The sequence below is a fragment of the Rhizobium leguminosarum genome (genome assembly GCF_002953715.1).
GTDB lineage: Bacteria > Pseudomonadota > Alphaproteobacteria > Rhizobiales > Rhizobiaceae > Rhizobium > Rhizobium leguminosarum_V.
In genome coordinates this window covers 465,877-480,479 of sequence record NZ_CP025012.1, presented here as the reverse complement: position 1 = coordinate 480,479, position 14,603 = coordinate 465,877, and the positions used below count along the sequence as shown (strand labels likewise).

The following is a 14,603-nucleotide window of genomic DNA, read 5'->3' as shown; positions in this document are numbered from 1 at the left end:
ATTCATCGCATCCAGACGAGGGCGGCGGCTAGGTGGATGAAGCTTAGGAAGTTGACGGCGCGCCTGTCGTAACGGGTTGCGATGCGACGGAAGTGTTTGAGCTTGTTGAAGCAGCGCTCGATGAGGTTTCGAGCTTTGTAGGCGTCGAAGTCGTATGGGATGAGGTGCTTACGCGTCGGATTGCATGGGATGACGGCTTCGGCACCCAGATTGCTGATGACTTGTCGCAATGCATTAGAATCATAGGCTTTATCGGCGAGAACGCGGCGGGCTTCTAGTCCTTCGAGCAAGGCTGGGGCCTGGGTGACATCGCCGCGCTGGCCAGGAGTGAGGATGATCCTGAGTGGCCGCCCTCTGCCATCGGTGGCCATGTGGATCTTGGTGGTCAGTCCTCCTCGGGAGCGCCCCAAAGCTTGGTCCCCCCTTTTTGGCCGCCACCCTTTCCGGTGGCCGCCTGCTGGTGGGCGCGCACCAGTGAAGAATCGAGGGCGACATAGTCGTTGTCGGGATCCTTGACGAGATGATCGAACACCGTCTCCCAGACTCCCGCCTTGGCCCACCGGGTGAAGCGCTTGTGGACTGTCTTGTACTTGCCGTAGCGCTCAGGCAGGTCATGCCAATGGGCTCCGGACCGCAACACCCACAAAACCGCGTTCACAAACAAAAGGTTATCCTGCCCGCATCGGCCAGGATCTCCGGGCTTGCCCGGCAAAAGATCGCAGATACGGCGCCATTGAGAGGCAGTCAGTTCATATCGCTTGGCCATCTGAGGTCTCCAGATCAATCAATCCGGAGACCTATGAATCACACATTAAGTCTGACGTGAATCCTGAATGTCGATTGGACCTAGAGCAACCCGCACGAAAGGCCAATCTACAAGGTGACTTGAAACTAATCGGTTTGGGCGGCATCGGAGTTGCTGCGGTTGCAATCGCCTCCGTTGGTCTCGTGCACATACCACAATCAGAGAAAACCGTTGCCCGCGCGGCACTAATCGAAGCGGCAAGGCTTGATAACGGGGGATCCAGCACAACCAATTGCCATGTCAATCTAGCTGGCGTTTCCAGTCCGCCATGTACCTTCGGCAACAATGAAAATGGGAGGATAATGCTGATCGGCGATAGCCACGCCGCCCAATGGTTTGATCCTGTTCGAATGGCTGCCGACGAAGAAAGATGGCAGTTCATCTCAAGGACCAAGACATCGTGCCCCTTACTTGAGGTGTCGATCTGGTATCCGTCCAAAGCGGCCATCTATAAGGAATGCGAACAATGGCGAGCATCGGTGCTGGAGGAGGTTGCAGCAGCGCCACCCGACATCATCATACTGGCAAACTCTTCCGGATATGATGGGTGGATTGCAGAGAATTCTCTCCCGGCATCTCGATCACGTGCCCAGCAACTCTGGGAGACAGCACTTATCCAGCTACTCAAAAGGCTGACGCCGCAATCCGAAGTCTGGCTTATCCGCGACACCCCTCGAATGCACCCGAACTATCGCGCATGCCTGAGTTACAGCGATGATTGCCATCGGGCCAGAGCGCTTGCTTTAGATGGGCTGACGGACGATGCACAGATAGCGCATAAGTTCGGCAATGCCGTAAATGTCATCGACTTCACGGATCGCTTCTGCGACGAGAAGCAATGCTCGGTGGTGATCGGCGGCGAGATTGCCTATCGCGATTATAATCACATCACAGGCACGTTCTCGGCCGGCTTTACCGATGACTTCCGCTCCATCCTTAAGCACCATCAGTAGCGAGTACACTTTCTGTTTCGAGCCAGTTTATCAATGCTGCCGCGAGTGCGCCTCCAGATCGGCGGCGTCGTCAATTGCCTTCTGTGTCCAACGGACGTCGACCTCAGCGATTTCATGGGTGCTTTCGCATCTATACCAATATTGCCCCGTCTCGGCGGGGTTCCTTTTTGATTTGCGAGCCGACCGACAACAGCTACATCGAGAGTTTCAACGGCAAGTTCCGCGCCGAGTGCCTGAACGCCAATTGGTTCGTGAGCCTTGACGACGCGCGTGCGAAGATGGAGGATTGGCGTAGAGACTATAACGAGTTCCGGCCACATAGCGCGATCGGCAACAAGGTACCGATTTCGCTTATGAACGGCTCATCGGCACCCCCGCCGAGCTGAGCCATAACCCCGAAAATTCCAACTCTGGCCCAAAATCCGGGAGCACCTCAGGGCACATGTCGGCAAATCCAAGTGGTGCGGAAAATTAGGGAGCAGGACAAGATCATAGCCCGTGCCCCAGTCCACGTCGAAAGCACTGCCAGCAATTGTCTGGTACCGGTCAGACACGCCGGCATTTTCCGCATGGCCCAGTCGACGGCGACGATCTCCGCCGATGGAAGGGCCTTCGCAATTTCGATCCCGAAAAAGCCTGGACCTGCAGCGGTGTCCAACACCTTCTTGGGATGCCTAGTCCAACCGGAGATTCGTCAGCCAGTATTTGGCGCTGAGCCCGGTAAAAGAGCCCATGCCGCGCGCAAACTTCAACCAGACGGGGTTGTCTGCCGAAATGTTTGCAAGCCCAGCCGAACCGCCGTTTCGCACGACGGCGGCCGGATCGCGCAGAAAACTATCGAGTATTTCGGGTGCAGCGACGAACTCGACGGCAGAGCCCATATAGGCTGGCGAATTGCGATCGAGGAACATTTTGGTCGAGGGCGTGCGTCACCCGGTACTGTCCGCTCTCCTTTGTCGGGAAACCGTGGACCACGAGGTAGTCGCACAGGATGCGCATCCGACGCTCCGAGGCGCCTGTTGCCGACGCCAGCAATGCTGCCGTTTTGCCCTCGCCGATATGAGTAGAGAGCTCAAGCTCGTTGGCCGCCCTGATCGCCGCGTTTTCCGCCATGCAAACAGTGCGTCGACCACGAGTTCGGGCGACACGACACCAGCATGGGCGTCCTCGACGATTGCTTCCATGGAACCCCCTAAGAGTTTCGAGCGATCTTTTCTGGCAGCGCCAGCCGCGGAAATTATGCGTATATTCACCCTGCCTACAATACCCACCACGCTATCCCTATCGGGTTCCCCCGCTGCAATGGGAGAGCTGTCCTGCGGCCGCCAACAATGATGCAGTTGCTCTTCCTCGCAGGCTGCAGAGCGAACTATCCGTTCGGCTGCATGCTGACGGGAAGTGAAACTTCAGGCGACAATGCAATTTTCGGATTTGACAACCGCCAGAACGTGGTTTTCGAGCAGACAAGGACCGAAACCGAATGGAACTAAAATTAACCGCCTGGAGCAGCTGCGGGGCATCGCCGCCTGTTGTGACAAAGCGAAGGTCATTGGTCACCCCGCGCTCCGGCTGCCATGCGGATCTGGCCGCCATTCACGGGACACGATGACGGATTGGAGGCTGGCGACGCTCCCATGCGGCGAACATCGATGAGGAAAGAGCAAAAACCGACCTGGTATCAGACCGCTGGATCGGCTCCATTTTCGAATTCCAGGAACCAAGCATAAGTGGCTCTGATGCCATCCTCAAGCGAAATGCGCGGTTTCCAGCCCATGTCCTGCAGCTTCCGATTGCTCATCAACTTTCGCGGCGTGCCATCGGGCTTGGAAAGATCGTGAATGATCTCACCTTCGTAACCGACAACGCGGCATATCAAACGCGTTAATTCGATAATTTCGAGATCTGCACCCGAGCCGACATTGACGTGCTGCGAGCCCGAATAGGTTTTGAGGAGAAACACCAACGCGTCGGCGCAGTCGTCGACGTGAAGGAATTCTCGGCGCGGGGTCCCTGTACCCCAGACCACCATATGCGGGTCGTTGCGAAGTTTCGCGGCATGCGCCTTGCCAATAAGCGCAGGCAGCACATGACTGGAATTCAGGTCGAAATTATCGCCTGGGCCGTATAGATTGGTGGGCATGGCCGAAATGTAATCCCGACCATATTGCTTACGATATGCTTCCGCGAGTTTGATACCGGCGATCTTGGCAATCGCGTACCATTCGTTGGTCGGCTCAAGCGGACCGGTCAACAGAGCTTCTTCGGGAATCGGCTGCGGAGCGAGCTTGGGATAAATGCAGCTTGAACCCAAGAACAGCAGCCGGTCCACTCCCGCCCGGTGGGCGGCTTCGAAGATGTTCGCTTCGATAATCAGATTGTCATAGATAAATTCTGCGGGATAGCTGTCATTCGCGAGGATACCGCCAACCTTGGCAGCGGCGAGAATGATCGCGTCAGGCCGGATTGCTTCAGCAAATTTCTCGACCTCCTCCTGCCGTGTCAAATCGACCTCCCGGCGCGTGGCCGTGATGACGTCGCAATCGTCGGATTGAAGCCGGCGCACAAGAGCACTGCCGACCATACCGCGATGGCCGGCAACCCAGATTTTCTTGTTGGACAGCTCGTACACTCAGATCTCTTTCCGGCTGTTTTGAGCCTTCCAGTGCTTGACATCCTCCCGCACCATTTCGGCCGCGAGTTCGCGAACCGGTGTTTTGTGCTGCCAGCCCAATTTCTGACGTGCCTTAGTCGGGTCGCCAAGCAGAAGATCGACTTCCGTCGGGCGGAAATACCGAGGATCGATTTCCACAAGGCACGCACCGGACGCGGCGTCATAGCCCTTTTCATCGACGCCGGATCCCTTCCATTCCAAGGCAATGCCCACGTCGGCAAAAGCCCACTCCACAAACTGGCGGACACTCGTCGTCTCACCGGTCGCCAAGATGTAGTCATCCGGCTTGTCCTGCTGCAGCATGCGCCACATGCCCTCGACATATTCACGCGCGTGGCCCCAGTCACGCTTGGCGTCGAGATTGCCGAGGAAAAGCTTATCCTGCCGCCCCAGATGGATGGCAGCCACCGCCATCGTGATCTTGCGCGTGACGAAGGTTTCGCCGCGAAGCGGGCTTTCGTGATTGAAAAGAATGCCGTTCGACGCATGCATGCCGTAGGCCTCGCGATAATTCACAACGATCCAGTAGGCATAGAGCTTGGCTGCGGCATAGGGAGAACGCGGGTAAAAGGGCGTCTTCTCGTTCTGCGGCACTTCCTGCACAAGACCGTAGAGTTCCGACGTCGATGCCTGGTAGAACCGGGTCTTTGCCTCGAGCCCCAGGATACGGATCGCTTCGAGCAACCTGAGGGTGCCGATTCCATCTGCGTCGGCCGTATATTCCGGCGTCTCGAAACTCACGCCGACATGGCTTTGCGCGGCGAGATTGTAGATTTCATCCGGCTGCGTCTGCTGCACGATCCGAAGGAGATTGGTGGAATCGATCATATCTCCATAATGCAAAATGAAGCGCGGATGCGCTTCATGCGGATCCTGGTAGATATGCTCGATACGGCCAGTGTTAAAAGACGAGGATCGCCGCTTGATACCATGCACCGTATAGCCTTTGCTCAGAAGCAATTCGGCCAGATAGGCTCCATCCTGACCAGTCACCCCAGTGATAAGTGCGGTTTTTGTCATTTTCTACGTCGTCTCTCAATGCGATCCTCGGAATGTGTTTATGGAAACGACCGAACGAGCGCAACCCCCATATGACTGAGCCCAATCCACCGACATGAGCATGATGGAGCTCTGTGGTTGACGCGGGTCAGGCGCAGTGGGACTGAAGCGTGGAAATCACCTGCCGTCCCGGCGGCAAGGTAATGGGGAGGACGGGCAGATGGCCATTATATAGCCTACTTCTGATAGATAAGCGGCGTTGGAGACCTTACTTTCCGATTATTTCAGTTGCGCTCGTTGCAGAAAGCGACAAGAAGGTGGTTGTCTATTGATCTGCGAGACGCTGGTAAGCAATGCCCGAAAATACGCCCACTGAGACGCCGCGCTCGGGATGGTTCTTAATGCCGCTGCAAGCGCTCGTCGCCCCTCTGCTGGCGATGCCGCGGGTTGCCAAACGTGCTCTGGCTTTGCTGGTGGATTCAAGCTTTTGTGTTCTGACCATCTGGCTCGCCTATTGTTTCCGCCTCAACGAATGGACGGTGCTGACCGGTGTGCAGTGGCTGCCGGTCGTCGTTTCGTTGTGCATGGCCCTTCCCATCTTCATCGTCATGGGCATGTACCGGGCGATCTTCCGTTATGCCAATATGGCTGCTTTCATTACTGTTCTGAAGGCCATTGCGATCTACGGCGTCGCCTTCATGACGATATTTACTGCCCTCAGCGTGCCGGGTGTTCCGAGAACCGTCGGCATCCTCCAGCCCTTCCTGCTGTTGATTGCGATCGGGCTGTCGAGGTTGAGCATCCGCTACTGGCTCGGGGATGCCTACCAGCGCATCCTTCACAACAATATACTCGCCAAGGTGCTGATCTATGGGGCAGGGACGGCCGGGCGGCAACTGGCCGGTGCCTTGATCAACAGTGCCGAACTCAATGTCGTCGGCTATCTTGATGATGACCCGCGTCTCAAAGGCGGCGTCATGGGTGGTTTGCCGATCTACGACCCCTCGGATCTTCCAGTGCTCGCGGGAGCCCTTGGCGTGCACAACGTGCTTCTTGCTCTTCCATCTGCATCGCGGCAGCGTCGCAATGAAATCCTGGAACACATCCGTAAAGCCAGGGTCAATGTTCGCACGTTGCCGGATCTCACGGCCCTGGCTCAGGGACGCATCGCCGTCTCCGACATCAGAGAGCTGGAGATCGAAGATCTGCTCGGAAGAGAAGCGGTGGCGCCACGGCAGGAGTTGCTCGACAAGGCGATGCGGAACAAGGTGGTGATGGTCACGGGTGCTGGTGGCTCGATCGGCGGCGAGTTATGCCGCCAGATTCTGCGCAACGAGCCTTCCAGCCTGATCCTTCTCGATCAGAACGAGTTTGCGCTTTATAATATTGACGCCGAATTGCGGAAGCTGGCCGAACTGTACAGACATGAAAATCTGCAGATCGTCCCGATCCTCTGTTCCGTCCGGGATCAGGATCGCATGGAACATATCATGCAGAGCTGGCGACCTCAGACGCTCTATCATGCCGCCGCTTACAAGCATGTTCCCCTTGTCGAACACAATGCCGTGGAAGGCATCAAGAACAATGTGATGGGTACGCTGGTTGCGGCACGCGCGGCGAATAAATGCGGCGTCTCGAATTTCGTGCTGATCAGCACAGACAAAGCCGTGCGTCCGACAAATGTGATGGGCGCCAGCAAGAGGCTGGCGGAGATGGTTCTGCAGGCGCTCGCAGCGGAGCCTACAACCGACAGAATGCGAACGAATTTCTCCATGGTCCGTTTCGGAAACGTCCTCGGCTCCTCCGGATCCGTCGTGCCGCTTTTCAGGCAACAGATCAAGGAAGGCGGCCCCGTTACCCTGACCCATCCTGATATAACCCGCTATTTCATGACCATTTCGGAGGCTTCTCAACTCGTCATACAGGCCGGTGCGATGGCCGAGGGCGGAGATGTTTTCCTGCTCGACATGGGAGAGCCCGTCCGCATCGCAGATCTCGCCCGCAAGATGGTCGAGCTTTCCGGGCTGGCCGTCCGCGACGAGAACAATCCCGAAGGCGATATCGAGCTGTCCGTTACCGGTCTTCGGCCCGGCGAGAAGCTCTACGAAGAACTTTTGATCGGCGACAACCCTGAAACAACCGAACATCCGCGCATTATGAAGGCGCGCGAGGATTTCCTCTTCTGGTCGGAGCTTTCGAAAAAGCTCAACTCGCTCAATGCGGTATTGGATCGGAGCGATATGGTCGCGGCACGTGCGATGTTGGCGGAACTCGTCTCCGGCTATTCCTCAACAGGTGAGGTCTCGGATCTGGCTTTCAGCGGCGCCGAGCCAATACGGCTGCCTCAGCCAATTCAAAGCACGTTGTAGGGTCTGCAGGCTCAAGGGGTGCCAGGACGTCAGCTCCGGCGCATCGGAATGACGTTGAAAAGCTGCTTTTTCTTGGATCATCTTGCATCTAGCCGAAGATTGTACCGCGTCCTATTCCAGAGGACGCGTTGCTTACGGGGCCGCTCGAAACGACCAACGAAGCTTATGCTATCGCAAAGATTGCCGGATCAAGCTCGGACAGGCCTATCGCACTCAGCATGGCCGTGACTTTATCTCCGCAATGCCAACCAATCTTTATGGCCGGGGGGATAATTTCGATCTTGCGCCAAGCCACGTCATGCCTGTGCTCATCCACAAGGTCCACCATGCGAAGACAGTCGGCGACGCTGCGGCGACGAACGGGCAAGCCGAGACGTAAATTCCTGCATGCGGATGATTGCGCCGACGCATTAGTGTTCCTTTCTTGAGCTCGCCGAGTTGATTTGCGAGATCACTGGCTTTAAGGGACAGATCGTTCATGACCTTTCGAAGCCGGACGGCACCTATCACAAATTGATGAGTGCGCAGAAGCTCTCAGACATGGGCTGGTCGCCGAGCATCTTCCTTCGCGATGGCATTCGCAAAATCTATGGCTGGTTTTTGCAGAATGCGTCGCAGTTGATGACGGCGTAAAGACGCCAACTATAACATCGGGCCAACGGTAGCCTCGGCCGGAACCAGCGCAAGCAGTTGGCCGAATTGCTGTGGCAAGTGGCCGATCGACTTGTGAAAGCGCTAATGCCGAAGTTTTCCATCGTTACCGTGAGTTACAACGCCGAAAAGACGATCGAGGATACAATCCACTCCGTCCAAATGCAGGAGGGGGTTGAGCTTGAGCATATCCTGATCGATGGCGGCTCGAGGGATGGTACGATGGCTATCGTCGATCGCTATCAAAATAAGTTTGCTGCGATCATCAGTGAACGTGACAAGGGGATCTATGATGCCATGAACAAAGGCGCCGCGCTGGCCAAAGGCGAATTCATTGGTTTCCTGAACGCGGATGACTATTTTGCTTCCTCCAACTCTCTGGCGCTGTTAGCTTCGGCGCTTGAAAAATCCGACGCGGCATGGGGCAATGTCCTGCAAGTGGATGACGAGGGCGTACCGAAGCGGTTGATAAGCGGCGAATGGTTCAAGCCATCGCGAATGACATTGGGGCTGATGCCTCCGCATCCGAGTTTTTATGTCAGGACGTCTCGCGTTCGGGCTGTGGGTGGTTTTGACCACAGTTATAAGATCGCCGGCGATTTCGATCTCGTGCGCCGACTTTTCAGGATCAGTGGTTTCACCAGTTGCTATGTCAGCGAACTGATAACCATCATGCGCGTCGGCGGCGTCAGCACTGACGGCCTGACGGCGACCCGCACGTCATCGGCGGAGATTCTAAGGAGCCTCACCACAAACGGCGAGAAGATCAAACCTTTTTGTCTCAACTTCCGATACCTGCTGCGAGTGGTGGAGCTGATACGCGGGAGGCTCCTTTCCCTTTCGGGACAGCGCTTCAAACCGAATGCGGATGCTGAGTAGCCATGCAGGCAACGGCCTGGTCCAGATTATGCTGGACAGGTTCAAGTCGCCGCTCGCCACTCTCTGAGGACATTCCTCTTTTTGGCAAACAATGACCGGTTTTGGACAACTGCGGGTATTTCGAGCTGACAGATCTTGACGCTTGTATGCCATAAGGCGATGCATTAGTGCTAAGCCGGATCGGCACCGAGGCGAGTCCGAAGTTTGAATGAGGCGTTTGCGTCTATAGAACGCAGGGGGAATTGTGCTTAATTTTGCACTTGTTGGATGCGGTAGAATAGCCAAGCGACATTCGGATCTGCTCGGCAATGGTGAAATAACCGGTGCTCGGCTTGCCGCTGTTTGCGATACTATCGAAGAAAGTGCGAAGACGATCGGGCAAAGATTTGGTGTTCCGTGGTATCTGGATATGCACGAGATGATGGCAAAAGAAGCCATTGATGTCGTAGTGGTTCTGACGGAAAGCGGCTATCATGCCCAGCATGTGATTGCTCTATCGCAATACAAGAAGCACATTGTCGTAGAAAAGCCGATGGCTTTGACTTTGTCCGATGCGGACGCAATGACCAAGGCCTGCGCCGATGCGGGTGTCACCCTGTTCGTCGTCAAGCAGAACCGCTTCAACGTCCCCGTCGTCAAGCTTCGCGAAGCATTGGAAGCCGACAGGTTCGGCAAACTGGTGATGGGCACTGTTCGTGTACGTTGGTGCCGCACTCAGGAATATTACGACCAGGCAAGCTGGCGCGGTACCTGGGCACTCGATGGCGGCGTTCTTGCCAATCAGGCAAGTCACCATGTTGATCTTCTCGAATGGATGATGGGGCCAGTCGATACCGTGTTCGCCAAGGCCACGACGGCTTTGGCCGATATCGAAACGGAAGATACGGCCATCGTCATCCTGAAATTTAAAAGCGGTGCGCTGGGGCTTATCGAGGCGACGACCGCTGTCCGCCCAAAAGACATCGAGGGATCCATCTCTATGCTTGGCGAAAGTGGCACCGTGGAAATTGGCGGCTTCGCCGTCAATGAGATGAAGATCTGGAATTTCGCCAAGGAGATCGATGGTGACGCCGATGTCCGCGAGAAGTATTCCGTCAATCCACCGAACGTTTATGGTTTCGGACATGCAGCCTACTACCAGCATGTCGTGGATGTCATTCAGAGCGGATCGACGCCACTGGTCGATGGCAGCGCCGGCCGGCAGAGCCTGGAATTGATCAGCGCAATCTACGAGTCCATCGCAACCGGCCGCGAGGTGAAACTGGGCTCATCCGAGCATATCTCGCGCCTGGGCGAGACGGTCCAGTGACTACCACGAAAAAAGAAGTTTCAGTGCGGGACGTCATCGCCGGAGAGCGCGTGACGATCATTGCGCCATCCAACGTTTATGATTGTGTTCTCGGCGACGATGTCTTCGTCGGGCCTTTCGTGGAAGTCCAGAAGAATGTCAGGATCGGCAACCGGACGCGCGTCCAGTCCCATAGCTTCATTTGCGAATTCGTGACAATCGGGGATGACGTCTTCGTCGGGCATGGCGTGATGTTCGTCAACGATACTTTTGCGACCGGGGGCCCCGCCAGAGGCAACAAATCGCTATGGCGCTCCACGACGATTGGAAACGACGTCTCGATTGGAAGTAATGCCACCATTCTTCCTGTTACGATCTGCGACAAGGTCGTCATCGGTGCCGGCGCGGTCGTCACCAAGGACATTACGACGCCGGGCATCTACGCGGGAAATCCCGCACGAAAGATGAGGGATATTGATGGTTAAGTTCCTGGATCTGCACGCACAATATCTGTCGATCAAAGACGACATCGATGCGGCGATTGCTGATGTTATCGCCAATTCGGCATTTATCGGCGGAAAATACGTAGCGGCCTTCGAGACAGAGTTCGCGGCCTGGACAGGTGCGAACTACTGCATTGGCGTCGGCAACGGCACGGATGCGATAGAAATTGCGATCGAGGCTATGGACCTACCGACAGGCAGCGAAGTCATCGTGCCGGGCAATACTTTCATCGCAAGTTCCGAAGCCGTATCAAGGCTGGGGCACAAGGTCGTCTTCGCTGATGTCGACAGCGGCTCTTATACGATCACTCCGGAAAGCGTGCGTGCAAAGCTGTCGCCGAAAACGGCCGCTATCATGGCCGTGCACCTTTACGGTCATCCCTGTGACATGGACGGACTTGCAGAAATTGCCAGCGAACATGGGCTCAGGATCATCGAAGATTGCGCCCAGGCGCACGGTGCTCGATACAAGGAACGACCTGTCGGGACGATAGGCGACGTCGGGACGTTTAGCTTCTATCCCGGAAAGAATCTAGGGGCCTATGGCGATGCAGGGGCCATCGTCTGCAACGATGAAGCCTATGGCAAACGTCTGCGAATGATCGCCAATCACGGCAGAACCGCCAAATACGATCACCAGTTCGAAGGACGCAATTCCCGTCTCGACGGTCTTCAGGCAGCCGTCCTGAGCGCCAAGCTGAAGCATCTGGATGGCTGGATCAAAAAACGCATAGCCATTGCCGATCGCTACCTCGATGGTCTGGCCGGCGTAAACGGACTGATCCTGCCTTCTCGGAAAAATTGGGCACATCAAGTCTATCATCTCTTCGTCGTGCGTACTGGCCGCCGCGATGCTCTTGCGGCTCACCTTTCCGAGGTGGGCATCCAAACCGGGGTGCACTACCCCATTGCGCTTCCCAAGCTCGGCGCCTATCTGTCGCACGGTCAGGCGGAGGAGGACCTTTTCGTCAACAGATCCGACGAGACGCTGCTCAGCCTTCCGATCGGCGAGCACATGAGCATTGCGGATGCGGATATCGTGATCGGTGCCATAAGAAAGTTTTTCTAAGCCATCGACGACTTTGTATGCATTGAGCAGCGGAACCTTCATGAGACTGACCTATCCCCAGCTGCTGCACCGAATTTTCATGCAGTTGGCTGTGGCGGCGACTACCGTCATTCAGCAGATCCTGCTGGTACCGGTGTTCCTGTCCCATTGGTCGGACGATCTTTATCGGTCCTGGCTGATCATCCTGTCGATTTCGACGATGCTGATTGTCGTCGATCTTGGTCTGCATTCGCTGACATATCTCAAGCTGCATGATGCACTTCGGGATGGAAAGGATCCCGAGGGCGAGGTCAGCGCGACGCTTGGCAACAGCGCGCGTGCCTATGCAACGACGCTCTCCATCGCTGGCGCGTTCATCGTCTTCGGATGTCTTCTGCTGCCGATCCCGGGTATGCTTAATCTTAGCGGCGCGAGCTCGGTCGAGATGACGTTCGCTCTGATTTTCATGATGTTCAGCGGCCTGACGACCGTGGCGTCATCATATTTGTCAGCGATCCTGCGCGCCCAGAACGCGATCAATCCACTTGCTTCCTGGAGCCTAATCCAGATCATCGCAACGACGGCAGCAATTTGCCTTGCGCTGATTTTGGACGGCGGCATTGCCGAGGTCGCTGGTGCATACTTCGCCATACAGCTTGTCCTTCTCGCGGGAGGTATATGGCTCACCCGGAAGCATATGTCGCAATTTCGAGGCATCATCTGGCTCCAAAGCACTATTGGACCGATCGATGTATTAAAAGCGGCCCGCGCCTACGTCATTCCGGTCTCGGCCGATCTCGTGCTTCTCAGCGTCCCGACAATTGTCATGGGCTTTCTCGGAATCTCGGCTACCGGCGTCGTGCTGCTATCGTTGACGAGGGTGATTGCCAGCTTTGTCCGTCAAGTGGCCACGTTCATCACAAATGCCTTTGTCACCGAGGTTGGGCATCTGTGGGCCGCCGGATACCATGCGAGTGCTAGGCACTCAGTTCTCCTCTGCATGGCCGCCGTCGGCACGGCCACCGGCATGGTGATTGCCTATTTCCTGATATTCCAGGAGGAGATGGTTCGATTTTGGACGATGGGTGGCTATAGAGCGGACCCGGTGGTGACGGGGCTAATGCTCGGGAATGTCGCACTGGCCTTCCCCTCTATCACCGCGTTTGGTTCGCTGATGCTGACCGGACGTCCCCGTTCAATTAGCTACAGCAAGGTGGTGCAATTCATTGCCCTCGTCATCCTTTGCGTAACGGCAGGCGGTATTTTCGGGGCGCGGGGAATTGCCGCTGCCATATTCGTATCTGAGGCCGTGTGCGTCAGCATTCCGCTGGCGCTTGAGTTGAAACGTGCTTTTGCCGTTCAAGTTGGGGAATATGTGCTTGTCATAATCGCCCCCTTCGTGGCTGGCTTCCTGATCTCACTTGCGAGCGCGGAGCTGGCGGTCGGCCTGTTGCCGCCCGGTAATCTCCTCGAGTTCTTCCTCGCAAGCCTTCTATGGCTGCCGCTCCCGGCGGGTTCTGCCGTTGCCGGTCTTTTCTTTCTGATGCGCACGCGTTTAGGAGAGCGGTCTTGATGTTTTCAATGCGCCAAACGGGAATTGCGATCCTGCGAAAAATCGTAGGCCGGAAGGACGTCCGTTCCCATATCCGTCTGCGCAAGTTGGCATTTGAAAAGTGGTTCTATCGCGAGAAATATTCGACGGAAGCGTTGCGTGAGGCTTTCGCCGCCTTGCAGGTGTCCAAGGGTCGCACCGTTTGGCTACAGACCTCCTGGAACGAATTCTACAACTACGATCAGAAGCCTTCGACAATCATCGACCTACTGCTGGAAATGATAGGCCCGGAAGGTACTCTGGTCATGCCGGCCATTCCATTGAACTTCGAACCTGAGAAGCTGTTCGTCGTCGAACTCGAGCCAGTTTCCACCGGCCTTATCTGCGAAGTCTTTCGCCGATATCCGGGCGTCAAACGCAGCATCCATCTTTCGTCTTCGGTGATTGCCCTGGGGCCGAATGCGGAATATCTAACGCGTGACCATCATCTCACCGAGACAGCGTGGGATGCCGCTTCTCCTTATCAGCGGCTGATGGAACTGGATGCGTTGTGTGTGGTCGCGGGGGTTGGACCGCGTTTGGCAAGCATGACGCCGCTTCACGCCGTGGAGGCGATCCTTCGACACGAGCTGCCATTCTTCGCGGCAATATTTCACGGCAGTACCACCTATCGATGGAAGAGTCTGACCAGAAAGGCTGAAGGGCAACATACATTCCTTCATCGGCACGGACATTTCGATGCCGGAAAATTCGCCCGGCATTTTCCACGGGACATCTTCAAAGAACGACGTGTGTCCAATCTCCGTATTTGGTCTGCGCCAGTACGTGAAACCATCGAGATCGGCCTGGAACTGGGACGCCGCGGCATCTCAATGTACAAATAGA

10 protein-coding genes and 4 pseudogenes are annotated in these 14,603 nt (G+C 56.1%); 10 read left to right on the top strand and 4 right to left on the bottom strand.

The genetic code is table 11. The features are described from left to right. Nucleotides 1-2: 2 nt before the first annotated feature. Nucleotides 3-766, bottom strand: a pseudogene (locus CUJ84_RS02365) (IS5 family transposase). A 119-nt stretch (nt 767-885) separates the two neighbouring features. Between CUJ84_RS02365 and CUJ84_RS02360 the strand changes: the two are divergent. Both CUJ84_RS02360 and CUJ84_RS02355 read left to right on the top strand, forming a co-directional pair. After that, nucleotides 886-1,758 (top strand): SGNH hydrolase domain-containing protein, encoded by an 873-nt coding sequence (locus CUJ84_RS02360; RefSeq protein WP_158686895.1) that lies wholly within the window; start codon nt 886-888, stop codon nt 1,756-1,758. A gap of 176 nt (nt 1,759-1,934) precedes the next feature. Next, nucleotides 1,935-2,144: pseudogene (locus tag CUJ84_RS02355) on the top strand (integrase core domain-containing protein); the annotation flags it as partial. Nucleotides 2,145-2,195: 51 nt separating this feature from the next. On the opposite strand, the pseudogene CUJ84_RS02350 reads toward CUJ84_RS02355, so the two are convergent. The 3 genes and pseudogenes from CUJ84_RS02350 to gmd form a co-directional block, all read right to left on the bottom strand. Further along, nucleotides 2,196-2,942 (bottom strand): annotated as a pseudogene (locus CUJ84_RS02350) (SAM-dependent methyltransferase); the annotation flags it as partial. A 494-nt stretch (nt 2,943-3,436) separates the two neighbouring features. Further along, a complete protein-coding gene (gene fcl / locus CUJ84_RS02345; protein WP_105005032.1) occupies nt 3,437-4,387 on the bottom strand; it encodes a GDP-L-fucose synthase in 951 nt (316 codons plus the stop codon). Continuing rightward, complete coding sequence (gene gmd / locus CUJ84_RS02340) at nt 4,388-5,449, bottom strand: GDP-mannose 4,6-dehydratase (protein ID WP_105005031.1); 1,062 nt, start codon at nt 5,447-5,449, stop codon at nt 4,388-4,390. 332 nt (nt 5,450-5,781) lie between these two features. On the opposite strand from gmd, the gene CUJ84_RS02335 reads away from it, so the two are divergent. From CUJ84_RS02335 to CUJ84_RS02300, 8 genes and pseudogenes are all read left to right on the top strand, one after another. Continuing rightward, entirely contained in the window at nt 5,782-7,797 is a 2,016-nt protein-coding gene (locus CUJ84_RS02335) for a polysaccharide biosynthesis protein (protein ID WP_105005030.1), read from the top strand. A 38-nt stretch (nt 7,798-7,835) separates the two neighbouring features. Next, a pseudogene (locus tag CUJ84_RS02330) lies at nt 7,836-8,430 on the top strand (NAD-dependent epimerase/dehydratase family protein); the annotation flags it as partial. A gap of 57 nt (nt 8,431-8,487) precedes the next feature. Next, on the top strand, nt 8,488-9,327 hold the full coding sequence (locus CUJ84_RS02325; RefSeq protein ID WP_158686894.1) for a glycosyltransferase family 2 protein: 840 nt from the start codon (nt 8,488-8,490) through the stop codon (nt 9,325-9,327). Between the two features lie 244 nt (nt 9,328-9,571). Further along, on the top strand, nt 9,572-10,636 hold the full coding sequence (locus CUJ84_RS02320; protein WP_105005028.1) for a Gfo/Idh/MocA family protein: 1,065 nt from the start codon (nt 9,572-9,574) through the stop codon (nt 10,634-10,636). After that, nucleotides 10,633-11,100: an acyltransferase gene (locus tag CUJ84_RS02315; protein WP_105005027.1), complete on the top strand. Its 468-nt coding sequence runs from the start codon at nt 10,633-10,635 to the stop codon at nt 11,098-11,100. The genes CUJ84_RS02320 and CUJ84_RS02315 overlap by 4 nt, the downstream gene beginning before the upstream one ends. Next, nucleotides 11,093-12,187 (top strand): DegT/DnrJ/EryC1/StrS family aminotransferase, encoded by a 1,095-nt coding sequence (locus CUJ84_RS02310; RefSeq protein ID WP_105005026.1) that lies wholly within the window; start codon nt 11,093-11,095, stop codon nt 12,185-12,187. The genes CUJ84_RS02315 and CUJ84_RS02310 overlap by 8 nt, the downstream gene beginning before the upstream one ends. A gap of 40 nt (nt 12,188-12,227) precedes the next feature. Next, nucleotides 12,228-13,739 carry a hypothetical protein gene (locus CUJ84_RS02305; RefSeq protein ID WP_105005025.1) on the top strand — a complete coding sequence of 504 codons (1,512 nt, stop codon included), beginning with the start codon at nt 12,228-12,230 and terminating at the stop codon, nt 13,737-13,739. Beyond that, on the top strand, nt 13,739-14,602 hold the full coding sequence (locus CUJ84_RS02300) for an AAC(3) family N-acetyltransferase (protein ID WP_245457564.1): 864 nt from the start codon (nt 13,739-13,741) through the stop codon (nt 14,600-14,602). The genes CUJ84_RS02305 and CUJ84_RS02300 overlap by 1 nt, the downstream gene beginning before the upstream one ends. Nucleotide 14,603 lies beyond the last annotated feature (1 nt).

Coding starts and splice junctions, on each gene's coding strand:
- gmd (WP_105005031.1), bottom strand. CDS start 5,449: ATGACAAAAACCGCACTTATCACTGGGGTGACTGGTCAGGATGGAGCC.
- CUJ84_RS02335 (WP_105005030.1), top strand. CDS start 5,782: ATGCCCGAAAATACGCCCACTGAGACGCCGCGCTCGGGATGGTTCTTA.
- CUJ84_RS02310 (WP_105005026.1), top strand. CDS start 11,093: ATGGTTAAGTTCCTGGATCTGCACGCACAATATCTGTCGATCAAAGAC.
- CUJ84_RS02305 (WP_105005025.1), top strand. CDS start 12,228: ATGAGACTGACCTATCCCCAGCTGCTGCACCGAATTTTCATGCAGTTG.
- CUJ84_RS02300 (WP_245457564.1), top strand. CDS start 13,739: ATGTTTTCAATGCGCCAAACGGGAATTGCGATCCTGCGAAAAATCGTA.